General features: G+C 41.3%; 36 protein-coding genes. 3 read left to right on the top strand and 33 right to left on the bottom strand.

Annotated features, from left to right (window positions below; translation table 11 throughout):
• Nucleotides 1–20: 20 nt before the first annotated feature.
• Nucleotides 21–956 carry a hypothetical protein gene (locus tag MGG13_RS05670; RefSeq protein WP_239034255.1) on the bottom strand — a complete coding sequence of 312 codons (936 nt, stop codon included), beginning with the start codon at nt 954–956 and terminating at the stop codon, nt 21–23.
• A gap of 15 nt (nt 957–971) precedes the next feature.
• Entirely contained in the window at nt 972–1,559 is a 588-nt protein-coding gene (locus MGG13_RS05665; protein ID WP_239034254.1) for a phage scaffolding protein, read from the bottom strand.
• A 221-nt stretch (nt 1,560–1,780) separates the two neighbouring features.
• Between MGG13_RS05665 and MGG13_RS05660 the strand changes: the two genes are divergently transcribed.
• Nucleotides 1,781–1,981 carry a hypothetical protein gene (locus MGG13_RS05660; protein ID WP_239034253.1) on the top strand — a complete coding sequence of 67 codons (201 nt, stop codon included), beginning with the start codon at nt 1,781–1,783 and terminating at the stop codon, nt 1,979–1,981.
• Between the two features lie 31 nt (nt 1,982–2,012).
• On the opposite strand, the gene MGG13_RS05655 is transcribed toward MGG13_RS05660, so the two are convergent.
• The 31 genes from MGG13_RS05655 to MGG13_RS05505 all read right to left on the bottom strand — a co-directional run bounded on the left by MGG13_RS05655 (nt 2,013) and on the right by MGG13_RS05505 (nt 20,395).
• On the bottom strand, nt 2,013–2,279 hold the full coding sequence (locus MGG13_RS05655) for a hypothetical protein (protein WP_239034252.1): 267 nt from the start codon (nt 2,277–2,279) through the stop codon (nt 2,013–2,015).
• The gene (locus MGG13_RS05650; RefSeq protein WP_239034251.1) at nt 2,279–3,214 is read right to left on the bottom strand and encodes a phage minor head protein; all 936 of its coding nucleotides are present in this window, start codon (nt 3,212–3,214) and stop codon (nt 2,279–2,281) included. Before MGG13_RS05650 ends, MGG13_RS05655 begins: the two co-directional genes overlap by 1 nt.
• The gene (locus MGG13_RS05645; RefSeq protein WP_239034250.1) at nt 3,195–4,565 is read right to left on the bottom strand and encodes a phage portal protein; all 1,371 of its coding nucleotides are present in this window, start codon (nt 4,563–4,565) and stop codon (nt 3,195–3,197) included. The genes MGG13_RS05650 and MGG13_RS05645 overlap by 20 nt, the downstream gene beginning before the upstream one ends.
• 12 nt (nt 4,566–4,577) lie before the next feature.
• Nucleotides 4,578–5,789, bottom strand: coding sequence for a PBSX family phage terminase large subunit (locus MGG13_RS05640; protein WP_239034249.1), 1,212 nt, complete (start codon nt 5,787–5,789; stop codon nt 4,578–4,580).
• Nucleotides 5,779–5,940 (bottom strand): hypothetical protein, encoded by a 162-nt coding sequence (locus MGG13_RS05635; RefSeq protein WP_239034248.1) that lies wholly within the window; start codon nt 5,938–5,940, stop codon nt 5,779–5,781. The genes MGG13_RS05640 and MGG13_RS05635 overlap by 11 nt, the downstream gene beginning before the upstream one ends.
• 114 nt (nt 5,941–6,054) lie before the next feature.
• Nucleotides 6,055–6,288, bottom strand: coding sequence for a terminase small subunit (locus MGG13_RS05630; protein ID WP_239034247.1), 234 nt, complete (start codon nt 6,286–6,288; stop codon nt 6,055–6,057).
• 109 nt (nt 6,289–6,397) lie between these two features.
• Nucleotides 6,398–6,961, bottom strand: a complete 564-nt coding sequence (locus MGG13_RS05625) for a sigma factor-like helix-turn-helix DNA-binding protein (RefSeq protein WP_239034246.1) — start codon at nt 6,959–6,961, stop codon at nt 6,398–6,400.
• Between the two features lie 159 nt (nt 6,962–7,120).
• Nucleotides 7,121–7,576, bottom strand: coding sequence for a dUTP diphosphatase (gene dut / locus MGG13_RS05620; RefSeq protein WP_239034245.1), 456 nt, complete (start codon nt 7,574–7,576; stop codon nt 7,121–7,123).
• Nucleotides 7,577–7,781: 205 nt separating this feature from the next.
• Nucleotides 7,782–7,955 carry a hypothetical protein gene (locus MGG13_RS05615; RefSeq protein ID WP_239034244.1) on the bottom strand — a complete coding sequence of 58 codons (174 nt, stop codon included), beginning with the start codon at nt 7,953–7,955 and terminating at the stop codon, nt 7,782–7,784.
• Entirely contained in the window at nt 7,952–8,218 is a 267-nt protein-coding gene (locus MGG13_RS05610) for a hypothetical protein (protein ID WP_239034243.1), read from the bottom strand. Before MGG13_RS05610 ends, MGG13_RS05615 begins: the two co-directional genes overlap by 4 nt.
• Nucleotides 8,219–8,479 (bottom strand): hypothetical protein, encoded by a 261-nt coding sequence (locus tag MGG13_RS05605; protein ID WP_239034242.1) that lies wholly within the window; start codon nt 8,477–8,479, stop codon nt 8,219–8,221.
• Nucleotides 8,480–8,848: a hypothetical protein gene (locus tag MGG13_RS05600; RefSeq protein WP_239034241.1), complete on the bottom strand. Its 369-nt coding sequence runs from the start codon at nt 8,846–8,848 to the stop codon at nt 8,480–8,482.
• Nucleotides 8,849–9,127, bottom strand: coding sequence for a hypothetical protein (locus MGG13_RS05595; RefSeq protein WP_239034240.1), 279 nt, complete (start codon nt 9,125–9,127; stop codon nt 8,849–8,851).
• A complete protein-coding gene (locus MGG13_RS05590; protein WP_239034239.1) occupies nt 9,128–9,457 on the bottom strand; it encodes a hypothetical protein in 330 nt (109 codons plus the stop codon). It lies immediately after the preceding gene.
• Nucleotides 9,454–9,819, bottom strand: a complete 366-nt coding sequence (locus MGG13_RS05585; RefSeq protein WP_239034238.1) for a YopX family protein — start codon at nt 9,817–9,819, stop codon at nt 9,454–9,456. Before MGG13_RS05585 ends, MGG13_RS05590 begins: the two co-directional genes overlap by 4 nt.
• A 163-nt stretch (nt 9,820–9,982) precedes the next feature.
• On the bottom strand, nt 9,983–10,795 hold the full coding sequence (locus tag MGG13_RS05580) for a DNA-methyltransferase (protein WP_239034237.1): 813 nt from the start codon (nt 10,793–10,795) through the stop codon (nt 9,983–9,985).
• A complete protein-coding gene (locus MGG13_RS05575) occupies nt 10,795–10,965 on the bottom strand; it encodes a hypothetical protein (RefSeq protein WP_239034236.1) in 171 nt (56 codons plus the stop codon). Before MGG13_RS05575 ends, MGG13_RS05580 begins: the two co-directional genes overlap by 1 nt.
• A gap of 500 nt (nt 10,966–11,465) precedes the next feature.
• Nucleotides 11,466–12,839, bottom strand: a complete 1,374-nt coding sequence (locus MGG13_RS05570; protein ID WP_239034235.1) for a DNA primase family protein — start codon at nt 12,837–12,839, stop codon at nt 11,466–11,468.
• 49 nt (nt 12,840–12,888) lie between these two features.
• Entirely contained in the window at nt 12,889–13,755 is an 867-nt protein-coding gene (locus tag MGG13_RS05565) for a primase alpha helix C-terminal domain-containing protein (RefSeq protein ID WP_239034234.1), read from the bottom strand.
• Between the two features lie 74 nt (nt 13,756–13,829).
• The gene (locus MGG13_RS05560; protein WP_239034233.1) at nt 13,830–14,333 is read right to left on the bottom strand and encodes a DUF669 domain-containing protein; all 504 of its coding nucleotides are present in this window, start codon (nt 14,331–14,333) and stop codon (nt 13,830–13,832) included.
• An 82-nt stretch (nt 14,334–14,415) separates the two neighbouring features.
• A complete protein-coding gene (locus MGG13_RS05555; RefSeq protein ID WP_239034232.1) occupies nt 14,416–15,363 on the bottom strand; it encodes an AAA family ATPase in 948 nt (315 codons plus the stop codon).
• A complete protein-coding gene (locus tag MGG13_RS05550; protein ID WP_239034231.1) occupies nt 15,364–15,636 on the bottom strand; it encodes a hypothetical protein in 273 nt (90 codons plus the stop codon).
• On the bottom strand, nt 15,633–16,919 hold the full coding sequence (locus MGG13_RS05545; protein WP_239034230.1) for a helicase-related protein: 1,287 nt from the start codon (nt 16,917–16,919) through the stop codon (nt 15,633–15,635). The genes MGG13_RS05550 and MGG13_RS05545 overlap by 4 nt, the downstream gene beginning before the upstream one ends.
• Complete coding sequence (locus tag MGG13_RS05540) at nt 16,861–17,157, bottom strand: VRR-NUC domain-containing protein (protein ID WP_239034229.1); 297 nt, start codon at nt 17,155–17,157, stop codon at nt 16,861–16,863. The genes MGG13_RS05545 and MGG13_RS05540 overlap by 59 nt, the downstream gene beginning before the upstream one ends.
• Complete coding sequence (locus MGG13_RS05535) at nt 17,154–17,429, bottom strand: hypothetical protein (protein WP_239034228.1); 276 nt, start codon at nt 17,427–17,429, stop codon at nt 17,154–17,156. The genes MGG13_RS05540 and MGG13_RS05535 overlap by 4 nt, the downstream gene beginning before the upstream one ends.
• 114 nt (nt 17,430–17,543) lie before the next feature.
• Complete coding sequence (locus MGG13_RS05530; protein ID WP_239034227.1) at nt 17,544–17,762, bottom strand: hypothetical protein; 219 nt, start codon at nt 17,760–17,762, stop codon at nt 17,544–17,546.
• The gene (locus MGG13_RS05525) at nt 17,755–18,294 is read right to left on the bottom strand and encodes a pentapeptide repeat-containing protein (RefSeq protein WP_239034226.1); all 540 of its coding nucleotides are present in this window, start codon (nt 18,292–18,294) and stop codon (nt 17,755–17,757) included. The genes MGG13_RS05530 and MGG13_RS05525 overlap by 8 nt, the downstream gene beginning before the upstream one ends.
• 160 nt (nt 18,295–18,454) lie before the next feature.
• Entirely contained in the window at nt 18,455–18,724 is a 270-nt protein-coding gene (locus MGG13_RS05520; protein WP_239034225.1) for a hypothetical protein, read from the bottom strand.
• A gap of 12 nt (nt 18,725–18,736) precedes the next feature.
• On the bottom strand, nt 18,737–19,270 hold the full coding sequence (locus tag MGG13_RS05515; protein ID WP_239034224.1) for a hypothetical protein: 534 nt from the start codon (nt 19,268–19,270) through the stop codon (nt 18,737–18,739).
• An 11-nt stretch (nt 19,271–19,281) separates the two neighbouring features.
• On the bottom strand, nt 19,282–20,148 hold the full coding sequence (locus MGG13_RS05510; protein ID WP_239034223.1) for a DUF3102 domain-containing protein: 867 nt from the start codon (nt 20,146–20,148) through the stop codon (nt 19,282–19,284).
• 1 nt (nt 20,149) lies between these two features.
• Nucleotides 20,150–20,395, bottom strand: a complete 246-nt coding sequence (locus MGG13_RS05505; protein WP_239034222.1) for a helix-turn-helix transcriptional regulator — start codon at nt 20,393–20,395, stop codon at nt 20,150–20,152.
• Between the two features lie 163 nt (nt 20,396–20,558).
• On the opposite strand from MGG13_RS05505, the gene MGG13_RS05500 reads away from it, so the two are divergent.
• Both MGG13_RS05500 and MGG13_RS05495 read left to right on the top strand, forming a co-directional pair.
• Nucleotides 20,559–21,179 (top strand): LexA family protein, encoded by a 621-nt coding sequence (locus MGG13_RS05500; RefSeq protein WP_239034221.1) that lies wholly within the window; start codon nt 20,559–20,561, stop codon nt 21,177–21,179.
• A 58-nt stretch (nt 21,180–21,237) separates the two neighbouring features.
• Nucleotides 21,238–21,699, top strand: a complete 462-nt coding sequence (locus MGG13_RS05495) for an Ltp family lipoprotein (protein ID WP_239034220.1) — start codon at nt 21,238–21,240, stop codon at nt 21,697–21,699.
• Nucleotides 21,700–21,706: the final 7 nt, after the last annotated feature.

The following is a 21,706-nucleotide window of genomic DNA, read 5'->3' as shown; positions in this document are numbered from 1 at the left end:
CTATTTCACTCCTTTTAGTATTATGCGCCTGCTGAAAGTGACACTTTCACGATACCGTCAAGACGTTCTGGGTACATTAACACACCAGATACAAGTAATGTCTGCTGAGTCAGTGTTTCGTGGCTGACGAAGTGTGTCATACCGATGAAACCGGTGTCATCAGATGTTAAAGCAAATGTCTGTGCTAAGTCAGATGAATCAGCAGAGATATAAGCGACAACTAAGTTTTCAGCAGCAGTTGCGTAAACAGTTCCGCGAGTGACTTGCGTCGAAGTAAACACCACTGTACCCGTTACATCTGTGTAGTAGTTAAGGCCAAATGAAGTTTCAAGTGAAAGTTGTTTGTCAGCAATCGCTTGTGCAACGTCCATCGGATGAACAAACACGATAGGGCGTACAGTGTCATCTTCAAAGATGGTTTGAAGTGAACCCCATACGGTTGCAAGGGCAGCCTGTAAACCATTAGCAGCATTTAGGCTAGTCTGTGCAGAACCAGATTGTACAAGAGTAAACATATCTTTGCGAATATCTTTCTGCGCCTCTTTGATAAGAGCATCATCAGTAATTTCAACCGCCTTATCTTTACCATAGCGTTGAATCGCTTCGCCTGATGTTGCTTTACGGTATTTCTTCAGCTTGATTTCCTTAGTCGATTCAACAGCTGGTGTGACGTAAGACAGTGGAATCAGGTCGCCTTCTGGCACGTTGCCATCAGCAAGTGTTACTGTCGGTTTACCGTAGAACTTGATGGTTACACCTTCAGCTACTGGCATTAAGCGTGAAATACCTAAAGCGTTTTGGAAGTCTTTCAGAGACTGTTCAAAACGGTACACGTGGTCGATAGACTTTTCTGGATAGTTGTCCAGTGTCGCCACTGTCTGAAGATTTGTTTCCGGATAAACTGGTGTAGCAAAGAACTGAATGTTCAGTTTAAGTTTTTCTGTTAATTTTTGCATAAATGATTCTCCTTTTTAGTTATGGAATAAGTGGGAATTTTCCCGGATTGCTTTTTGACGTTGAGCGGTATCTTGGATTGCCATAATCTGCTGCTTCGTCATCACTTCAGCCGGTGCGCCCTTAACCGGCGGATTGCCTGCGCGTCGTTGTTCTGTTGCGAAAAAGTGTGGCTTAACTTCTTTTGTGGACGAAACTAATTCAGCAATACCTTCGAATGTGCCATCTTCTTTTGCAGTAATCGCACTTTTGTCGATTACTTTTAGAAAGTCGTCAGCATCGATAGCGCCTTGCTTCATCGCTTCAACCTTTAAGAGGTTATCGAGTTGTAATTCTCGCATTTCCTTGTCACGCTGTGCATTGATTTGTTTGTACTTCTCAAGTTCAGCGTTGAGTTCTTCGTTACTGCCTGCCTTTGCCTGCAATGATGTGATTTGTTCGTCACGATTTTTCAATTCTTCCGCTGCACTCTCAGCCTGCTGCTTATACTCATCTGCCTTATCAGCTTTTTCTTTCAAAGGACGTAAAGCATCATGATGCTGATTGATGATCTGCGGGATGATATCCTCAGTGACACCTAAACCTCTTAAAAATTCTCTGTTCATTTGTGTTGCTCCTTTACTTTTTTTATTACGGTGGATTAAGTACCACCCGGCACGTATTTAACGACCCGCCAGTCAAGTGGATGCTAACGCTCATCCAGGCGAGATACAGTGATCATCTCCTTGTTTTGAAGTAAAAAACTGTATAAAAATAACCGTCAATCATCGCGACTGTCGGCAAAAATAGATATAATTGCATTAATACAATTAAAGGTGGTGAATATATGGAATATAGAGACTTTATTTCAGAAGCTTTATCGAAGGGGAAGCAAGGCTTTATCAGTCTTGTAAATGAAGGTGTAAAATTCGATAAATTCATTTCTGAAAGTGATATTGCACTGAATGTTTCTTACGGTAATAAAATTTACCGTATTGATAAAAGTAAAATTCAGTTCATATCTTACAGAGATTTCAGTGACCAGTAATTGCTTTGACCTCTCTATCAAGAGAGGTTCTTTATTCTACCCACTCAATTAGTTCATCTACATTCGCTCTTACTGTTTCAAAGTTAATATCCACTTGTATGTGTGAGTTAAGATATTGTTTATCTCCCACATCAAGATTACAGTAGCCTGTCATCACTTCTCCGGACTTTAATTTAGTGGCGATCATCACATTGTCAAACTCGTCGTTCTTTGCCCATTCAAGTAAGTCCTCAATATGTTCAATGAGTTGCTGTTTAGTGTTATCCTGCTCTGAAAAAAATTTAACTATCTTCGCCATTAAGCTACTCGTCCTCCTTTAACCCACTTCTCGTATTTCTCATAAGTCATAAATGGTATCACTATCGACTCATCATCCGCATTCTTTGCCCGTCTGACTTCAGGCACTTGGCCATCCACCAGGTAAATCAGCACACACCTGCAGTTAATATTCTCTTTCGCCGAGTTCGCACCGACTAATAACTTTGGCCCTGGACCGACGCAGCCGTTAATCTTAAACTCATGGTCGATGTCCACTGCATTACCGTCGAGCTTACGATGTGATGATCGTGTACGGCTATCGAGCGTGGAAGTCCATTGCTTTTTGATGTTTATACCGTTAGCTTTAACTTGTGATGCACTATCCAGTGATGCCTGACTCATCGCTCTACCGCCCTCTGTACGTGCGACACGCTTTGACTGCTTACTTGTCATGCCTAAGTTGTCTCTTAAACGTTTTGCCATCTTACTGAAGCCCTCGCCTGCCATGATTGACTGCGCGATGTCTACACGGATGCGATTTAACACCTGCATACGCTGTTTGGCGAGCGTGGGAATCAACTTGATAAACTCAATCGGCTGCTCTAGTGCTTTGTTGATTTGTTCTAAGTTCGGGTAAGCCTGCATCATGATTTTTTGTGTAGTGTACTCAAACAAAAACATATGCTGCATAAATGACTGTAAGTAGATGTTTTGCTGCATCTTCGTGATAATACTTGCGATAAGTGAGTAATCGCCCGTCATCTGTTTAGCAATTAGATCGAGTTCCTTATTTAACCGATTGTACTTGTTAAACTCTGTCCATCCGACATGACCGTTCTCATCTGTCGCTTTCTCATAGAGTAAATTCAACTCACTGATGATTTGCTCGAGACGTTCTGACCACACTTTATCAATGTTCGATTCAGCTTCTGCTATGAGTTTCTCGATGTTCTGTCTAATCTGTTCTTGATTCATCAGAAGCACCTACCTCAATCGCAGGCAAGCTATTGTTAAACGCAATCTCCTGCTCGTTTAAGCGCTCACGTTCGCCTTGCGGGTCATCTACAAACGGATGATTACCGATGAGCGTGTCGTCACTGATAATGCCTTTAGACATGACCACAATCTGTGCATCTTCCATGTCGTTCTTGAGGCGGTTATACTTGAATGTCATTTCGACATCTTTCGGGTCTGCTTGAATACCTGCATCGTCAAATACAAACCATAGCAGCTCCTTGATGGCTACCCTCGTCTTACGCTCCAGCTGCTTTGCCTTGATATCTAAGCCACTGTAAAGTATCTTAAGTGCCACGCCCGATGGACTGTTTCCGAACTTGTCACTCTGAAAATCAACGCCTCGACCGAAGTCAATAATCATCTCACGCAGCATCTTAAGATAGCGTTCTGTCTCTTCAATCGGGATCTTGACAGTGATGGTATCGATCTCTCCATCTTTAAATAGATTGATTGCCTTGTAATGTCTCAGATTACGGACAAATTCGCCTAAATCTTGGCCGTTATAACCTTTAAGGGCAAAGATTAAATCTGTTGATTCGTCGAACGTATTCTGGATGTCCGACAACCGATTGTTAAACGCATCAATCAATGACTTATACTTCCACAGGTCGCCCTTCTCTTTACTATTGTTGCGGAATGGCACGAACGGAATACGTCCCCAGCTGTCGCCATTATAATGTGTCTTGACAGCCTCGCCCCAGTGGAAGTCAGCCACGTACTCGCCGTCACTTAGCATATAGTAATAGACATGCTCTGCTGTCCATATCTCTGCTCTGCTGACTTGATTTAATACATAATGCCTAATCAGCATCGTCAACTGTCCGTACTCGTCATAGACAGGCACAACTTGCTCCGCCGGAATCTGCTTAAACTTTAAGTTTCCGTCTGTATCGTAGTAGACGTGCATCCACTCAATGCCTTTATTAGATGCTGCAGTGAGTACATCGATGATAAGGTCGTCAAAGCTGTCATCGAATCGCTCGCCAATTTTGTCGAGGATAGCATCCTCTGCCTTAAAGTTAATCGGCTCGGCTAGTAAGTATCCTACCTTTTGGTCTACCTGATTCGGGTGGAAGTTAGCCACTAATAGATTATGTGGTTTCTTATCATCCGTTTTGCCTTGTGCGTCTTCTGGTGGTTTGCGTAGTAGAATGTCCGGCTGATCATCATAATACTTCTCGCCAATCGTCTGCGCTGTTACAACCGGCTGATGCTCTGCAATCAGTCGCTTAATCATGTCGCTGATTGTTTCCTGTTCCTGCTTCATTGTTTCAAACACTTCTTCGTAATATAGTCTTACATCGCTCATGTTCAGCCTCCTTTACTTTAATATTGCCATGCTGCTGCCTTGCAGATGTGTGTAGACTGCATATCTGATACCGTCCAACACGTCATCAAATACTTTCAACGGCTTTCCTGTGTTACCGTCCCACACATAGTTATAAATCTCTTCTTCAAATCGCATGCAGCCTTCAGCAAAAAAGAAGCGCCTCAGCTTTATCAACTTGGCCACTTCTTCAACACCACTTAATATTGACTTGTCAGCTTCTATGGCTCTGATGCCTGCACGTCTAAAGTCCTCAATGTATTCCGGACGTGCGGTATCACAATAAAAATTGATACGGCCATAACGTTTCATAACGTTTTTAGCTATTTCTATCCAGTCCTCGATGAATCTGCCTTGATGTGCGTTTTCTTCTATCAGGTAAAACTTATCCTCATCACTTCTTGCAATAACCGGAATAGATCCATAGTGCTTGAAGCCCCAGTCAACACCAGCAAAGTATTCGACTATCCGTATGGTCTCGAGTTCGTCTTTAGAAATAATGTGAACCTCTTTATCAAAGTCCTCATACACGACACCTTCAGCAGCTACCCACTTACCGTAAATGTCACGATCAGTGAACATGCCTGATGGTGTACTGGCCACTATCGACTCAACGTATTCAGAATTGAGAAATGTGTTATCAAATAACGTGAACTGAAATGCTTTAATATTCAGCTTGCCATTACTTAATCGTTGTCCGGATTTATCAATATAGTCCACTTTGACGGTGTGCATCGGATTCTCTGGGTTAGTGTCCATAATGACCTTCGCATGTGACACACTGCAACGCGAGATGACTTCCTTGATAAACTTGTCATGAAGTGCAGTCGCCTCATTCAGAAACGCTCCAGCTGCGGTGAAACCCCGAACTTTCTTCCAGGCATCAGCGTTCGCACCATCAAATACATAGACCTTATTACCAAATATCCGGACGGCGTTTGACTTATCCAGCTTCAATTCTTTGCCGAGTATCAGCTCCATATCATCTAGAACGTTACGTCTAATTGCTGCCTGTGTTGCGCCTCCAATGATGAAGTTTAAACCTTTATCCTTATACCGTGCGATATGTGTCAGGAATGTCAGTATCAGCACATAAGTCTTACCTGCACGCTTTGCACCACTTGCCACGGTAATGACAGGCTGCTCATGAATGAAACAGTTAAACACTTCCTGCTGTTTAGGTGTGAGGATATTATCAAATGTCATGCGTACCACCTGCCATCTTAATCAGTGCATCAGCGAGATTGTTCTCGGTTGTTGATTCACCACTGCTATTCATCTGATCAATCTTCTTGCTTAACAGTTCAATCTCTTTTTCAATCTTCTTGTTAGCAAGTTCATCATTTGTAAATGCCATCTTGTTCATACCTTCTAGGCTGCTGATAAATGCATCAGCTGTCGGCTTACGTATGCCATTCTTCTCTATTTCGTTCTTGGCGATGTTCTTAAGCCATTCATACTCCTCGAAAGCCTAGAGGCGTGTCCATTTCGACTGTTCTGCGACTTCTGCTTTAAGTTCTTCATACCTAGCCATAATCCCTACCTTTTTTGATAACTGGTAGGCTTTATCATCTAGATATTTTTCGCTCTTGCCGTTCGTTGAATACCCGGCATCGATATAGGCTTTACGTTGGCTCTTTCCCTCAATCAATCCGAGAACGAATTTCTCTTGCTTATCAGTTAAGTTCATTTTTCTCTCATTCAATCACGCCCTCTATGTTAATCACACTTTAAATTTGTACACAATAAAAAGACACTCAATTAAGAATGTCTTTTCTACGTGTACATAGATGTATAAAATCCACCGCAACAATTTACATTGCTAGAAACAGATTACTATAAATTTCATCATCAATTTTCTTCTTCGCTCGTTCCAGGTACGACTCAACAGATGTCACTCTCACATGAAGTAGCTGTGCAACGTCTCCAGCGCTCATTCCCTCGCATTTCATCATGATGAATACTTCCAGTTCTCTTGGCGATAATCGTCGCAGTGCGTGGCTGATAGGACTGTCTGCGTTGGATATATAGTCCGTGTACTCATCATCAGATACTTTGACGTATTGATTATCCTCTATCGCCACTTCCAGCACCTGCTGATCAACCAGGTACACCTGCCGCCTCTCAATCGCATTGTTCACATTCGGATTGTGTCCCGACCGAAGCCACTCAATCACAAACAGCAGTTCGTTGTACATACCGTTCAGCGTCGTGAGTTCCTGCATAACAGGACACGCTGCCTGCTGCCTGTCGCCCAGGCTTCCCTTACCCTGTTTCTTATACGCCTCAATCACATCAGCATGCTCTGTCTTGTAAGCATCTATACGTCTCTTCATGTCATCAGCCGACTGTAAATATTGTATGAGTAAATCCTTCATGTAGAGCCTCCTCATGTTATAATTAGTTTGTGGATAATTATGTTACGGGCCTGAGAAGGCTCTTTTTTATTTATCCTCCCTCTCCTTTACTTTGCTCATCTGCCGAGCAGCTCCTTGACGCGTTCGTACATATCAGGGCGGTCACTGCCGCCCGTGTGGTTAATAGCCTGTACTTCCAAAACCTCTGTCTCCTCTTGCTGTTTCACTTTCGAATTCCTCCACGATGTTTACTGCTGGTGTGACGATGGGACTGATGACCAGTTGTGCAATCTTATCACCTTTTTTAATCGTGTATCCTGTGTTCCCGCTTGTTTCATCAAGATAATGTTCTTCAACCATCTGTGCGATTACACCAAGTTCCCCAGTATATCCACTATCGATTGTTCCTAGAAACACGTTGATAGGTGTTTTAAGTGTCATGCCAGATCGTGGTCTAATCTGTCCCTCATATCCTAGTGGTATCTCTACGGCTATACCTGTTGGGATTTTAGTTTTAGCGAAGATATAACAGTCCGTATCTTCACTGGCATATAAATCCAACCCCGCATCGTGTTCGTGCGCTCTCGTGGGCGCTGTAGCGTTCTCTGATAGTAGTTTGATGTTGATCGATTGCATTTATTTGTCCCTCCATTGTTTTATAGCTTCAAAGATTCTGTTAGCTTCCTTACTTAATGTTTTAAATGCTTTGGACATACCTAATCTGAACGCCTTGACAGAATTAAATCTTGCTTCAACTTCAAACATATTGTAAGTAACACGATGTTTATGTTTATGACCTGTGTACGCCCACATGATTGCTCTGTGTCTGCGAGTTTTCATATTACCCCTCCACTTTATGTTCTTTAATAAATAGGTCATGTCCTGCGAATTGCTCTCTTAGGTTTTTGAGTTCGACACGTGCCACTTCTTTTGTTGTGAGTAGCTCACTTACTGGCTCAATGTGATGTCCGTTGATCTCCACCATTACCTGCCACACGCTGAATTTGTAGGTCATCTAGCACCTCCGCGAAAATGACTCATAGTACTATTCTGAATTGCATTGAAATACCGTTTATTCATCACTACATTAGTATCAGTATTGACCGCTTTAATCGGTCTATGTAGCGCTGGTAATATCGCTCTTGCTACTAGTGACTTAGATATTTTTATTTCAGTTTCGCCTTGAGTTATAACTATATGTCCGTTATTGAGTAATGCTTCAATATCGTTTTCATCTAAGTAAACTGTCATTGTTTTATTGTTGCATTTATCGATCATCTACTCTTTACCTCGTTCTTCTTCTTTGCGCTGCATCACCATTTCAAACTGCGGATAATCGTCAGGTGCAACACAATACTTTCTTTTCTGCCATTCTTTTCTTGTAACAGTGTATATTTCAACTTCGTTAAAAGGCACTTCAATATTTCCATACTCTAAATCTACTAACTCGTTTAACCAGTCGATTAGAAGCACTCTATAAATATGATTTTCAACTCTGTTCCATTTCGCCAAGTAATATATGTCTTTCGGATTTTCCATCTACTCTTCACCTCGTTCGAGATTTTTAATCATGCGATATACATCTTCATAAGCATCGCAAGCTCCATCAGCGATTGCATCATGAGTCGCCTGATAGTCTTTATCAGATTCAGTAATCTTAAAGTCAACATACTCTTTCAACTTCTCCCAATTCGCCTCCGCAGCGTCAGCGCGTTTCTCAGCTTCATCAGCACGGTGTTCTTCATTGAGATACATCGCATAAGAATCGTGTATAACGCTATAATCTCCATGTTCAATATGATCTATACCATCATAGCCGTATTCTACTGTTATAGCGTCACTGCCTACAGCGACAACTCTGCCGATTTTATCGCCTCCAAATCTTACTTCTGCACCTTCTTGTATCATCTACTCGCCCTCCATTTCGTCTTTAATTCCGTTCAAGACTTCAATCCAGTTGTCGATTTTATGAACATCATCAAATTCATAGATGATAGTTTCTTTCGCATCTTTTCTAGGGTCAACTAGTTTATCGTAGTCATCCCGCTTGTAACCAACCATCAGTACAAAAACGGGTTTACCGTCTATATGACCATGTCCAACACGATTGACCGAATCCATACTCTTATACCGTCTGATAATTCCAGGGAGTTCAATGCGTTTAATTAATTTAGATAACTTAATCATCTACTCCACCAGTCCTTTCATTCGCTGTAATATCTTAAACGCAATCGCATGCTCTGCATCGTCGCCTGTTGCCAGCAAGTCAGTGAGATATTCATCCACAGACTGCTGTACCTGCTGCTTACGCTCCTCCTGCTGTATCGCAATGATCGTGTACTGCAGGTTATCTATCTGCTCCTCCAGTGAGTGATAGAGCAGCTCAAGGACGGTTAGATCATTATCCTTGAGTGCTGTACCATACTTAGCTAAACCCTTCTCATTCTGCTGGCGGAGTGTCCGCTTAACTAAAGGCAAGATGTTGTTGATGTCTGCTGTGTGGTCTGCTTGTCTCATGAGTTCTCCCCCTCCAGTAAGTGCGGATGCTCGTGTACGTTGCCGATGACTTCATAATTCATGCCAGTAGATGTAGCAATCGGATTGAATAAGTTCCATCCAAGTTTCTTTTCCTGCCATTTAACAACTCGCTTTATTTCATGCTCGCCATATTGATTCAAAAATCTCTCTATAACGATATCTCCATCGTAAATCTCTACACCGTTCTTATCAGTGAGTCCTGTGGATTGCATGAGGACATAATCGTCAACTACTTCGCGATGTTTGGTTAATATATCAATTCCATCGTGATAAATTTCAATTACTGGTCTATCTAAAATCTTCTGATTTCGATTATCAAAAACTCTAAATTTCATTTTCATACTTTCTCCCCCACTCTCTTAAATGTCTGATAAAATACGTCCTTCGGTACCACAGCCTGCACCACCTGTCCCCGCTCGTCTGTGCCTGCGAGGACGATGTAGTGCCTGCGGTGGCCTGTGATGGTGTAAAAGCCGCCGTAGATAGTGTCTTCGTATAGGTTGGTCATGGTTGCACTTCCTCGATTATAGGAACATAAGGCGGACGATTATTTATCAGTTCTTGCTGCGTATAACTAAAGATAGTGTTTTGGTAATTCTGTGTCAGTGTGTCATGGAACTTGTCCACGAATTCTTTTTTAATCTCGAACCCGTAACCCTTACGCCCTAAATTCTCAGCAGCGAGCAATGTGACGCCACTTCCAGCTGTCGGATCAATCACAACGTCGCCGGGGTCTGTAAAGATGTCGATAAGTTTCTGAATCACATGAATGCTTTTCTGAGTTGGGTGTATTTTAGGTGTCACATTATCCCGTTCATAGTCCATGCAGTTCATAATCATGCGACCGTTATTATTGAACTTTGGTAACTTTTCGCGATAGAACAACACAGCATATTCACAGTTGCCTACAATCTTCATATTCGCTTTAAGTACCTGCGGACTGTAATTCTTTCTGAACACCAAATTAATATAGTTATTAAATCCATACTTCTTAGCCTGTTCGATTAACATAAATTGTTGGTCAAATGCACAGAACACAATCATACAGCCTGCTTGCTGCTTTCCTTTAGGTTCTTTTTTTAACATGGTACTTGCAAAGTGCATAAACTCCGGTACTCTGAAATCGTTGTCTGTGTCAAAAAACTGCGACTTTGCGAGTTTGCTTTCGCCGTTTTTAATATCTCCGCCGTTATACCAGTTAGGATTACTGCCATATGCATTCACGCCAATGTTATATGGTATGTCTGCAATGATTAATTGTGCTTTAGGGACGTTGTAACGTTTGTAGTTTTGAAAATGGTCTCTGTATAGTTCCATCACCTCCACCCTCCAAACATCATTTCCAGATACGCGTCTGTCGCTTTCTTGTTCGGCTCTGGCCATACTTGCTGCGGTCGTTCTATCTTTTCCACATGCTTGTTTTGTTTCGACCAGTCGCGTGTACTGGGTGCTAAGGGTTTAACTAACGGTGTTCTGCTGCGTGCCATTTCATCCTCCTCGATTCTATATGCAAAGAGTGCATTTTCGCTGTTTATTCGTTTGTGATGCAAATCTGATGCCAGGTATCTGATATAACTAGGTGACTTCCCTATCATCCGGGCAACCTCTGTCGATGTACCTTCTGCAATTACTTCGTAACCTCTGCAAATCATATAAATAGGTTTAGTTGCCATCAGAAACTCCTTTCTAGCTGTTCCAGTGTTCCAATTTTTGTTCCAAAAATATTTTCACTTTGGAACACCTCAAACCCAGTCGTATCAACGTTTTGAGCACTTCTGTTCCAATTGTGCCGTTCCAAACTCACTGTCTTTTATATATTTATATATTTATATCTATTTATTTATAGATATAAAAAATATGGAACATATGGAACGGTATGCCTCAAGCCTTTGATAAATCAGGTTTTTTTGTTGCCAAAACTCATTTTATTTTTGGAACACTTTGGAACACTTTGGAACAAACTAAAATTTATTATCTTAGCTGAAAGCTAAAGTTCATCTTTTGTCATGAATTTAGTGAAGCACCACTGTGGGTTATGATAGTTATCTAGTCGACGTTTTGATTTTTCATAACCGACTGCGAGTACAGATTTTGTAAATGTGCTGCGAGGTAAAGGAAACTTAAACCCTTCGATTTCACACCACTTCTGATACTTGGTATAAACTTCACTGATAGGTTGATCATGAACTTCGTACTCTGCCAGGAATGATAGTATCGGATTGTTATCCGTCTTAAATTCCTCCATACGCTGTGTTGATACTACAGGAATCGTGAAGCGTCTTTCTTTTAATAACTTAGATAACTCGCGTAATCCTAAGTTGAGCAGGTGTGACCTTGCCTCCTCTGTTGTAATTTTCGACTCTAAGAACGGATCTCTCTTCTTGCTGTTACGTAACTGTGCGTTTAAAGGCACAATGACAATCCGGTCAAAGATACCGTTGTTGTTCTCGAACCATCGCGGGACATCGTTAGCCGAAAATATGAGTTTGCTGTAATTTCTGAATGTAAACGGATCCTGTCCTTTTCGTTCAGCAGTGATGCGTTCACCTGTAGCGAGTTTTTTGAAGTTCGATGCATCCTTAATGGTTTGTAGCGGAATGTCGTCCCCTGCGTTGAGTAACTTGTGGTGCAGTTCGGCAACGTTAAAACGCTCAGATAAACCGGACAGACTGACTGCCGAAACGTTCTCTTCGCCGACAAACGAACTTAACATGTTCATGAAGGTGGATTTACCGTTACCACCGTTACCGACTAAGAGAAAAGCCTTATCCAGGAAATTTTTCTTGAAGAGTACGTAACCGACCATTTCTAAAAACAGCTGCAGTACTTCTAAGTCCTCGTTCGCAATTGTAAGCAGTGCATGGTTGACAATTTCAGCACTTGTCGACGCACTGGCGTCAGGGTCGTACTTTGCGTTGATTTTTGAAGTTGCAATAATCTCCGGTGTAAAGTCGAGCAGTTCTTTGGACTGTAAGTCATACACACCATTTAAAAGTGGCACCAGGTACGGCGAGGCATGTTCTTTTTCGGGTGCGATGAGTCGTGCATATTCAAGCACTTCTCTGATCTGTGCCTGTTTGAGTGCGGGTAGTTCAGTGATGCAAGCTCGTCTAATATCCATTTCAGATGGTTTGTAGACGCCATCGTTGTAAATATGCAGCTGTTCATCTAGTGTGATGATGTGGTAATGCTGAACTAATGCTTTCGCGAACTTTTCATGAAGAAAAGATTTACTGCCATTCTTATTCTCCTGGTAAAACTGCTTGTAGTTCCGTGCAATTCTCAGGTCTGTGATGTGTTGGGATTCATCTTTTTCGTTGTTCTCTGCGAGTTGGTCCATGAGTTGTGTATCAAGTGCCAAATTAGCCCTCCTTTCGTTAAGTTGTAAGGGGTATTTTGTTGCTCAGTTGCTATTTCTGATGTAATTTCGGTTCTTGTGACATGATGATTTTGTCACCTGCCCGTCTCTGCATCTCTGTTCTTAATATGCTGTTAAATGTGGTGTCTAGTTCTTTCTGCGGGAGTGGGGGGTCGTTCCGTTCATTCCACATACATACAATGTCATAGGCAACATACGGATCGATATAGCGTCTAAGCAAGTGACCGGAAAGTTGTGCCGCTGATTGATTGCGTCCACCCTCTGACTTACCTTTCAGTACTTCTCGCCAGTAGTCGCTGTCATACTTCTGTGTGTCTGCAGCTTCTGCGATGGTCTCAATCTGTTCTAAGATGTTACCCAAACTGAGTAACTCTTCATCGATGTAGTAAAACTCATAAGTTGCAGGGTCGTCGCATGTCGGCAGAAACATGACTTGTGACAACACTTCTGAAGCCGGATCAATGAAAGGTGTCTCCAGCACATCAAAAGCTATCTTTTGAATCACTGCCCGGTATTCATTTGGTGTCAGTTCGTATGACTTATCGAGTGGGATGACCAATCTATAGCGATTACATTCAGCGCTATGGTTATGGGTACTATAGATAGCAAATCCAAACATGAAACGTTCGGTGATGTGGTCAAAAAGTTGGATATCACCCGGTATATCATCAAAGTCGAACGTCAGGATCGTTCTATTTAATGTGTTCTTATTATTCCGCGTTGGATAAACCTGACCGCCTACGAAGCAGCTATTAGACTTTTTAGGTCCGATTTTAGGATTAGATAATATGGTGTAAAGTCTACTGATGGATGTTTCGACGTTCTGAATTGGTGTGGTCTTGTACTCATTTTCAAATATCGTGATGGCGATGCTGCCATCGTGATCGAGTTCTATCATTCATGTGTCACTTCACTTCCTTGTGATGCAAGATTTAAAGAGAAAGCCTAGTGGTTAGACTAGGCTTGATAAATTTAGAACGGCATGTCGTCATCACTGATTTCGATAGGTCCTGTTGCGTTGTTAAAAGGGTTACTGCTTGTCTGTTGTCCTTGTTGTCCTTGCCCGCCTTTCTTGATAACTGGCGGTGTTGTGAAATTAGGGAATTGACTTGGCTTGATTGCATCTACTTGTGCGTAGTCTTTATCGTTGAGCGATGTTTTAACACGGATAGGTTTACCGAGCATCGCTTTAACCCACCCTTTAGCGTCTCCGAAGTCATGACCATCTGGTGTGCCGATCGCTTTTGCGTAAGAATTAAATCTCCATGCTGCTGCTTCTGTTACAACAAAGTTGTCATATCTGATTTCTTGATTCTTACATGGCTGATCAACATCTGGTCGGATTGTGTAATTGACTGTAATCATTTCGTTACCTGATGATTTAGCTGTTCCGAGTGTATAGTTGTTCATGTACACTTCGTATTCGCCCGGCTCGATTGTGTCAAATCCTGTATTATTAGCATCAAATTTAAACATAGTTAGTTACCATCCTTATTAGTTATTTGCACTTAAAGTGCTAGTTAGTTTTTTATAGGTCCGTGTACTGAGTGACATGATTTTAGTTGTTGAATGCGTCTGTTTCTTGCGGTGTAACAGGTGCAGTGTATTCTTTAACTAGCTTGATAGCTTTCTCTAGTAAATTCTTAGGAAACTCTTCGTAAGATTTATCGGCTTTAGTTTCCAGCTCTTTGAGGTACGACTGTCTTGCTTCATCTCCGTGGATAAGTTCTCTTAGATCATCGAGTAGCGACTGCCGTTCTTTCTCCTCTTGCTCGGCCTTGTCGATGCCGGCTTCTGCCCAGTCATAAAGTTCATGGCCAGTCTCTTTTGTGATGCGAAACGGTTCTTTGAACAGGTTACTGTTGTCTTTTGAAGCTGTGGCCACATTGTTCATATCAAGTCTTAGCACTACTGCAAATTCATATTCCAGACTATCTTTCTGCTCGACTTTAAGACCTAATTTGACCACTTCCACTTTTCCGAGTTCGTTCGGTTGCATTGCGTAGTCTTGTTTGGTCCGAGCTGTTGAGATTGTATGGACACCACTTTCAACTAGCATTTTGAGGAAGTTTTCTTCTAGTGGTTTTACTTTTCGCCAGTCTTGAAAACGTCCGCCGGCTTCTTGCTGTGCATCAAGTATGCCGCCTAAACCACTCCAGGCATGACTGATACTGTCAGTGATGATGACTTCTACGCCAGCCTCTTTACATTCTTTAAATGCTTGTTCATAACGTTCTACGCTGAAAGGTGCTTTTAAATCGTAGTGAAGAAATTCGCCAATCTTCGTATCTGCAATCGTGTTATCTGCGTATAGTAGTGACCGTTCATGTTCCGAGTCGATGATGGCGATTTTTTCCCACTGATCGACTTCGCTCATATCCGGATACATTTTTTCAACGATACCTTTTGCCATCATGAGTGCTGATAGTGTTTTGCCACTACCAGATGGTCCAGTGAGCAGAACAGGTATTTTTATCTTCTGGCGTTTCGCCTTTTTAAGTGCCATTTATTTTCCCTCCGTTTTTGATAGTTCCGACACATCAAGCAGTTTATGTGTATATTCAGTTGTCTCTGTATGTTGCCAGATATCGTGCGTTTCAAGTAATGGTTGATTATCTCCAGGACCCCAGCCTTTAAATAACTTGGCGTCACCTCTTGATGTACTGTATGTCGTCTTGAAATCGTTATGAGCTGCCACATAAAGTGCAGGCTGGACATTTTTCAGCGAGTAGTAGTAATTGATGGCAGGCTCTGTTTTGTGTGTAAATTCACCTTTCATGTTTCACCCTCCATATAGTTATTGAACAGCTGATCCGTAAAGTCTTTCTTCTCTTCAAGTGCCTTGTAGACTTCCATTTCAACCGTCCCTTTTGTTTTCAGTTGGTACACGGTCAGTCGTTTCTTCATGCCGACACGCTGCGCTCGTCCGAGGGCCTGTATATAGTCCTGGTAACTGTAAGTTGGTGTGTAGATAACACACAGTGAGTTGTACTGCAGTTCGATGCCTGACCCTCCAGCTTGATACTGTACGATAGTCACGCTGTCCCGTAAGTCATCCCATGTATCATGTGATGGCATCGACTTCTCTTGACCACTCACTTCAAACACTTGCTTGCCTAACTTCTCAGCGAGATTTCTGATGTCGTCACGCTCACGGTTAAAGTGGTAGAAAATCAATACATTTTCGTCCGTACCATCCAGCAGCATTTCAAGCCATTCTAATTTTGCTTTTGGGTTGGTCCAGTATCTGAGACCAGCCTGTAATTTAGGTTGTGTGTCGAAAAGGATTGTTTCATCATCCAGTTTTAACACCCTGTCTTTCTTAATTTTCTTATAAGTCGGACTTGAGGGCAGCAGGACTTCTTCAAACTGAATTTCCGGCAGATCGTGAAAGTAGTCTGTTGGCCGTTCCACCGTGAATGAGTTAAACCACTTCTTTACCTTGTCCTGTTGGATGTAGTCTTTGATAACTGGATATTGTCCACCATCAGCACGTCTTTTTATTTCTTTGACGGCAAACTCTCGTTCGAATTGTGTTTTATTTTTTATGAAGCCGTTGATGATGAAGTAGTTGATACTGTCGCCCCAGCCATTACTCATTGGCGTGGCGGACAACATACACCACCCCGTGCTCACATCTATCAGCTTGCGGGCCATCTTACCCTGGTTAGATGTCGGATTTTTGATGGCCTGACATTCATCAAAGATGACGTAGTAACCTTTGTAGTCTCGCCATACATCCTTCTGACGTAACTTGCCATAACTTAAAGTAGTGTAGTCAATTTTGATGTTATAAGTTTGTTCAACAAATGCGATTTCTCTATTCCAGCCACCCTCTAAGATTTTCACAGGTGGTGCCACAATAAGTAATGGCTCGCCTTCGTTATGCTTGATGTAATGATGAATAGATATTAGCGTCTTACCACTTGATGTTCCGAGTGCGTAGAGTACGTTCTTACCAGCTTCTTTCGTGACTTCTGCTTGAGTAGGTTTGAGTATTAACTTAGATGACACCATAGCGTTTAAGGTCAAATTCAACCTCATCGATGCTTGTTGCGACAAGTGCGACACCTCCTGTTCTGTTGATCCAGTCAATATTTTCGTGCTGCAGTGGTGACACAATACCACCTTTAGGACGCTTGACTTCTACTGCGACAAATCGTCCGTTGACACATGCGATGATGTCCGGTACACCTGCGCGTTGAAACTGACTGCCGCCGTGAACCTTAAAAACCCAGGCATCTAATGATTCGAGATATGCAATAATCTGACGTTCGATTTTCTTTTCTGTGTGGCTCATGGCGAAATCGTCCAATCTTTGAGCATGTAATAAACTTGGTCGATTTCTTCGAGGTGTAACTTGCAGTAATGGTCCAAGGCTTCAAAGATGTCAACGTCTGTATAAAAGGCTGCTTGGTACTTGTCCATGTAGTTTTTTTCGAAGACAACTTCAGAATCTTTGTTTGATACAATCTTCAAAGCGACGTGATTGCTGTAACGTTCAACATACTTCGTGAATCCTAAACTTTTGTATGTGAATACTTGTTTTGATGTTTCAAGTGCTTTATCCATAATTTCTCCTATCCTACCGTCGGGATAAGTGCTATACTGTTAGTGTCTAATTAACGTACGGCACGCGCCTTTTGGTGTGTGTTTTTTTATTTGCATAAAACTGCAATGATGCTGTCATACTTCCTCCCAGTAATATGCTACGCCTGCGTCACTGTCCTGCTCCCATTCCACGCGATCAGGTACGCCTCTTGACTCTTCCAGTAACTCGTATTCCTGCATCGAGAAGAACGGTATGCCTTTCATTGTCATAAATGATTCCTTCTTTTCTTGATTCATTTCAGTTTCGTGTAACCATCGCTCAGCCATTTCTAGGTTGTCGGGGATGTTATTCATCAACCTCAACCCCTTCAGCACACACTTTGAAATATTCATAAGCATGTTCAATGAGTTTAGTCTGCTTTTTGTCGCCTTCATTCATTTCGAGACCTTTTTCTTTAAACGCTTCGAGTGTTCCCGTCCAGCATCCTGCAAATACCTTATTAAATTTAGGAATGAATGTTGCGCGTCCTCTGTAAGTACCGATATTGTCAACTGAAAATGTTTCAACGCCGTAAACATGTAATAAATTTGATTGACTCAGGTTAGCGTCACTCAGGTTAGCGTCACTCAGGTTAGCGTCACCCAGGTTAGCGTCACCCAGGTTAGCGTATTTCAGGTTAGCGTATCTTAGGTTAGCGTATCTTAGGTTAGCGCCTCTCAGGTCAGCGCGTCTCAGGTCAGCGTATCTTAGGTTAGCGTATCTTAGGTTAGCGCCTCTCAGGTCAGCGCGTCTCAGGTCAGCGCGTTTTCCGTTTTCTTCATCTGATAACCACATGCGATGTAGTTTCAGGATTTCAGTTAATTCTGCTTCTGTATAAGATTTCATGATTCAAGTCCTCCTCTAATTAATATTCCTATACTCCCAGCTATCATGAAAATTGCAGCAAACGTGTAATCGTGGATAGGTCTGTCATACAATGCGAATGTGAGTACTGCAACGATGATTGCTATCGCATAAGGGAGTGTCTTCTTGAAAGCTTTTTTAATCATAAACTCACCCTTTCTAGTACTGTTTTGTACGCGTCAAGCACTTCAGGATAGAGATACAACACTCTCGTTCCAACGCGACGCGTAACCTCTACAATTTCCGGCTCGCAAGTAAACTTGGCTAGCAGTGTTGATCTTGATAAAGAAGTAATCTCTGACAGCTGCACAATATCCACAGTTGCGAATTGTAATTTGAAGTTATTGAGAACCTCATCGACTTGGTCCTTTACTTTTTCTTCGATGAAAGAATCATCGATTGTGATGTTCATTGTTATCCTCCTTTACGCAATTTCGCTGTAACGTAAATCTTTGATGAACTGGATTGCTCTATCTACGTCTTTGCGTTTGATGTGGTTTTTTGGCGCGTTACCTTTCATGCCTAAGTATTTTCTGACTTCCACAAGAATTTTAGATTTAAGTCTACCTAAGTCATTTTTACGCTGGCGTTCAATTTTTTTACGTCTAACTACTTGTTCGCGGATATCCATGTTTGGCAGGTCTAGGATGTTTTCGATTGTGAGTTGTAATCCTTGTTTGTCTAAAAATTCGCTTGCTCTGTTTTCGATTGCAAAATCAATCGCTGTAATATCTTGCGGACTGACATACTCACCTTCGATTTTTGCGTCAATAGCAGATATACGCTCGTTAGTATCTTTTTGAGTTCTGATAATCTGATGCGTTGCTTTTCTATTATCTTCCATCGCTACTTTGACACCTTCAATTAAAGCTGGTTGAATATATTCCATAAATCTACTTACTTGTTGTTCTGTCATTCCGATTTCTTGCATTGTTTCTCTCTTCATTAATCCAAACATTTTAAATCCTCCTAATTGATTGTGATTTGATTTTTAAGTGATGTTCTCATCGCTCGGCAGAAGTTTTCTAGTTCCTCAACACCTTGCTGTAATAAGTCTTTGGTCCGTTGACTTGAAGTTGCTATTGCTCCTTCTTTAAAGGCATTGACTGCATTTTCAGATAAAAATGAATCAATATTCTCCTTTAAATCCAGCACATGACTCTCAGCTTGAAACCTTCGTGAGCCAAGTATTTCATCTTCATCAACATTTTCTTTTTTGATTTTGAGTTTCCCCAACTCTTTTTCAAGTTCGACAATACGTTGGCGATTAGAAATGAGTTCAGTCTCTTTATCAGAAAGTTGAGCTTTCAAATGTGCTGGCACGACTTCTTTCACTTTCTCAATCACTTGCGGTTCTCTATCCTCTACTTCTTCTAGCCGATTGAGTGCAATTTGTTCTGATCGCTGAGACTGTTCTAGTCGTGTTTGAAGTTGTTGAGTTTGTTCATCTCTTTCCTTCAATTGTTTCTTAAGTTCACGAAGCTCTCTAACAGTCATTTCATCAGGTGTTTTAATTTCACCTTTTGTAGTGATATGTTCTTTAGTGCGTTCAGGTTCGGGGAGTGTTGCTATTTGATAAAGTGCTTCTACACCTAAGCTGTTCGATGTCGAACGATTTGAAAATTCATCAGATATTTTTATAAACTTTCTTGCTTGCGAGTCATTCATGTTCACTTTTGCTAACCACTTACCAAACTCACCATGGACTAAGTCATTTTCTTTCACATGTTTTAGTCGTCTTCCGATTTCAAATATTGATTCGCCAGCTTGCTTCTGATAATGGTTAATCTCGAATTCAATCTGTGGTAAATCATTACTTAGTAGTAATTCGTTCATACTATCCTCCTAATATTATTTTCGGTTTTTCCGAAGTGCTATCCAAAAAAATATTAGCTACTTTAATCTCAAGTGCATCTGCTAACTTTTTAATCGTTTTATAGTTAGCATTTTCCATGTTCCTAACGTCTTTTTCATAGTCAAGTATAGAACGTGAAGTCACGCCTGATTTCCGTGCTAATTCTTCTTTGGTTAAACCCCTCAAACCACGCCATTGTTCAAGCGTTAGAATGATGTTTTCATCCATTTCATCACCCCTTTCGTTTAAGTTGATTTCATCTTAACACATCGGTTTTTCCGAAGTCAACTGTTTTAATTCATTTTTTCCGAAATTTATTTCGAGAAAAGTATTTCTATATTTCGGAATTTGTGATACTATATAGGAAAGGAAAACAAAAGGAGCGAGTTAAATGTTTGGTAAAAACTTAAAATACTTGAGAGAAAAGAACAGCATGGAGCAATTAGATTTAGCAATTCACCTTGGTAGAAAAAGTGCTTCAACTGTAAGTGAGTGGGAAAAAGGAAAATATACGCCTAAACTTAAAACTCTCAATGAAATTTCTAAGTTATTTAATGTGAACATTGACGACATGATGGAAAAAGATTTAAGTTCCAATGGGATTCCTTTAGACACAAACGAAACTGATCAAGTCCCTGTCCTCGGCAAAATCGCAGCAGGTAAACCACTCTATTCTGAACAACAGATTTTACGTTATTCTTTCGTTCCTTCACATATTAATAAGTTAGGTAAAGAGTTGTTCTATTTAGAGGTAACGGGCGATTCGATGAACAAAGAGTTCCCAGAAGGCTCGGAAGTACTTGTGGATAGAAATGCAGCTGTTGAGAACGGAAATATTGCAGTTGTCCAAATCAATGGTTATGATGCGACTGTTAAGAAAGTGCGTTTTGATGATGACAAAATCATCTTAATGCCTATGAGCACGAATGAAACTCACTTACCACAGATTTACACTAAAGATGACAGCGTAACATTCATCGGTCGCGTGATTGGTATGTTTAAACAATACTGATATTCAAGGCACTCGCCTTTTATATAAAATAAAAACTTGAAAAGAGGAATGAGAAGAAATGAACTACAAAATGTTAACAGGTACACTGATCGCGTCATCATTATTGCTTGCTGCGTGTGGCCAAGCTGAAGATGCTGCTAAAGATGCAGGAAAGAAAGTAGAGGAAGCATCAAAGACTACTGCTGACACTGCTAAAGAATCAACAAAAGAAGTGAAAGCGCCTAATGGCGAAGCTGAAAAAGCACTGAATAAAGCTAAAACTTATTCAGATATAATGTTTATGAGTAAAAAAGGAATCTACAACCAACTTACATCTCAAGCTGATAAATTCAATGCGAACGACGCTAAGTGGGCAGTAGACAACCTGAAAGCTGATTACAAAAAGAATGCTTTAGAAAAAGCTAAACAGTATTCTGAAACACAAAACATGTCAGTTGATGCAATTAAAACTCAATTAACATCACCATTCGACGCCTTTACAGAAGAAGAGGCTCAATACGCAGTAGACAATTTAAAATAATAAGCAA

This window comes from Macrococcus brunensis, assembly GCF_022343725.1.
GTDB classification, from domain to species: domain Bacteria; phylum Bacillota; class Bacilli; order Staphylococcales; family Staphylococcaceae; genus Macrococcus; species Macrococcus brunensis.
Note: the sequence above shows the minus strand (reverse complement) of the source record. Positions and strands in the feature narration are given on the sequence as shown.

Excerpts from the sequence above, each read along its gene's own strand:
- MGG13_RS05670 (WP_239034255.1), bottom strand. The coding sequence starts at position 956 with ATGCAAAAATTAACAGAAAAACTTAAACTGAACATTCAGTTCTTTGCT.
- MGG13_RS05665 (WP_239034254.1), bottom strand. The coding sequence starts at position 1,559 with ATGAACAGAGAATTTTTAAGAGGTTTAGGTGTCACTGAGGATATCATC.
- MGG13_RS05660 (WP_239034253.1), top strand. The coding sequence starts at position 1,781 with ATGGAATATAGAGACTTTATTTCAGAAGCTTTATCGAAGGGGAAGCAA.
- MGG13_RS05655 (WP_239034252.1), bottom strand. The coding sequence starts at position 2,279 with ATGGCGAAGATAGTTAAATTTTTTTCAGAGCAGGATAACACTAAACAG.
- MGG13_RS05650 (WP_239034251.1), bottom strand. The coding sequence starts at position 3,214 with ATGAATCAAGAACAGATTAGACAGAACATCGAGAAACTCATAGCAGAA.
- MGG13_RS05645 (WP_239034250.1), bottom strand. The coding sequence starts at position 4,565 with ATGAGCGATGTAAGACTATATTACGAAGAAGTGTTTGAAACAATGAAG.
- MGG13_RS05640 (WP_239034249.1), bottom strand. The coding sequence starts at position 5,789 with ATGACATTTGATAATATCCTCACACCTAAACAGCAGGAAGTGTTTAAC.
- MGG13_RS05635 (WP_239034248.1), bottom strand. The coding sequence starts at position 5,940 with ATGGCATTTACAAATGATGAACTTGCTAACAAGAAGATTGAAAAAGAG.
- MGG13_RS05625 (WP_239034246.1), bottom strand. The coding sequence starts at position 6,961 with ATGAAGGATTTACTCATACAATATTTACAGTCGGCTGATGACATGAAG.
- dut (WP_239034245.1), bottom strand. The coding sequence starts at position 7,576 with ATGCAATCGATCAACATCAAACTACTATCAGAGAACGCTACAGCGCCC.
- MGG13_RS05615 (WP_239034244.1), bottom strand. The coding sequence starts at position 7,955 with ATGACCTACAAATTCAGCGTGTGGCAGGTAATGGTGGAGATCAACGGA.
- MGG13_RS05610 (WP_239034243.1), bottom strand. The coding sequence starts at position 8,218 with ATGATCGATAAATGCAACAATAAAACAATGACAGTTTACTTAGATGAA.
- MGG13_RS05605 (WP_239034242.1), bottom strand. The coding sequence starts at position 8,479 with ATGGAAAATCCGAAAGACATATATTACTTGGCGAAATGGAACAGAGTT.
- MGG13_RS05600 (WP_239034241.1), bottom strand. The coding sequence starts at position 8,848 with ATGATACAAGAAGGTGCAGAAGTAAGATTTGGAGGCGATAAAATCGGC.
- MGG13_RS05595 (WP_239034240.1), bottom strand. The coding sequence starts at position 9,127 with ATGATTAAGTTATCTAAATTAATTAAACGCATTGAACTCCCTGGAATT.
- MGG13_RS05590 (WP_239034239.1), bottom strand. The coding sequence starts at position 9,457 with ATGAGACAAGCAGACCACACAGCAGACATCAACAACATCTTGCCTTTA.
- MGG13_RS05585 (WP_239034238.1), bottom strand. The coding sequence starts at position 9,819 with ATGAAAATGAAATTTAGAGTTTTTGATAATCGAAATCAGAAGATTTTA.
- MGG13_RS05580 (WP_239034237.1), bottom strand. The coding sequence starts at position 10,795 with ATGGAACTATACAGAGACCATTTTCAAAACTACAAACGTTACAACGTC.
- MGG13_RS05575 (WP_239034236.1), bottom strand. The coding sequence starts at position 10,965 with ATGGCACGCAGCAGAACACCGTTAGTTAAACCCTTAGCACCCAGTACA.
- MGG13_RS05565 (WP_239034234.1), bottom strand. The coding sequence starts at position 13,755 with ATGATAGAACTCGATCACGATGGCAGCATCGCCATCACGATATTTGAA.
- MGG13_RS05560 (WP_239034233.1), bottom strand. The coding sequence starts at position 14,333 with ATGTTTAAATTTGATGCTAATAATACAGGATTTGACACAATCGAGCCG.
- MGG13_RS05555 (WP_239034232.1), bottom strand. The coding sequence starts at position 15,363 with ATGGCACTTAAAAAGGCGAAACGCCAGAAGATAAAAATACCTGTTCTG.
- MGG13_RS05550 (WP_239034231.1), bottom strand. The coding sequence starts at position 15,636 with ATGAAAGGTGAATTTACACACAAAACAGAGCCTGCCATCAATTACTAC.
- MGG13_RS05540 (WP_239034229.1), bottom strand. The coding sequence starts at position 17,157 with ATGAGCCACACAGAAAAGAAAATCGAACGTCAGATTATTGCATATCTC.
- MGG13_RS05535 (WP_239034228.1), bottom strand. The coding sequence starts at position 17,429 with ATGGATAAAGCACTTGAAACATCAAAACAAGTATTCACATACAAAAGT.
- MGG13_RS05530 (WP_239034227.1), bottom strand. The coding sequence starts at position 17,762 with ATGAATAACATCCCCGACAACCTAGAAATGGCTGAGCGATGGTTACAC.
- MGG13_RS05525 (WP_239034226.1), bottom strand. The coding sequence starts at position 18,294 with ATGAAATCTTATACAGAAGCAGAATTAACTGAAATCCTGAAACTACAT.
- MGG13_RS05520 (WP_239034225.1), bottom strand. The coding sequence starts at position 18,724 with ATGAACATCACAATCGATGATTCTTTCATCGAAGAAAAAGTAAAGGAC.
- MGG13_RS05515 (WP_239034224.1), bottom strand. The coding sequence starts at position 19,270 with ATGTTTGGATTAATGAAGAGAGAAACAATGCAAGAAATCGGAATGACA.
- MGG13_RS05510 (WP_239034223.1), bottom strand. The coding sequence starts at position 20,148 with ATGAACGAATTACTACTAAGTAATGATTTACCACAGATTGAATTCGAG.
- MGG13_RS05505 (WP_239034222.1), bottom strand. The coding sequence starts at position 20,395 with ATGGATGAAAACATCATTCTAACGCTTGAACAATGGCGTGGTTTGAGG.
- MGG13_RS05500 (WP_239034221.1), top strand. The coding sequence starts at position 20,559 with ATGTTTGGTAAAAACTTAAAATACTTGAGAGAAAAGAACAGCATGGAG.
- MGG13_RS05495 (WP_239034220.1), top strand. The coding sequence starts at position 21,238 with ATGAACTACAAAATGTTAACAGGTACACTGATCGCGTCATCATTATTG.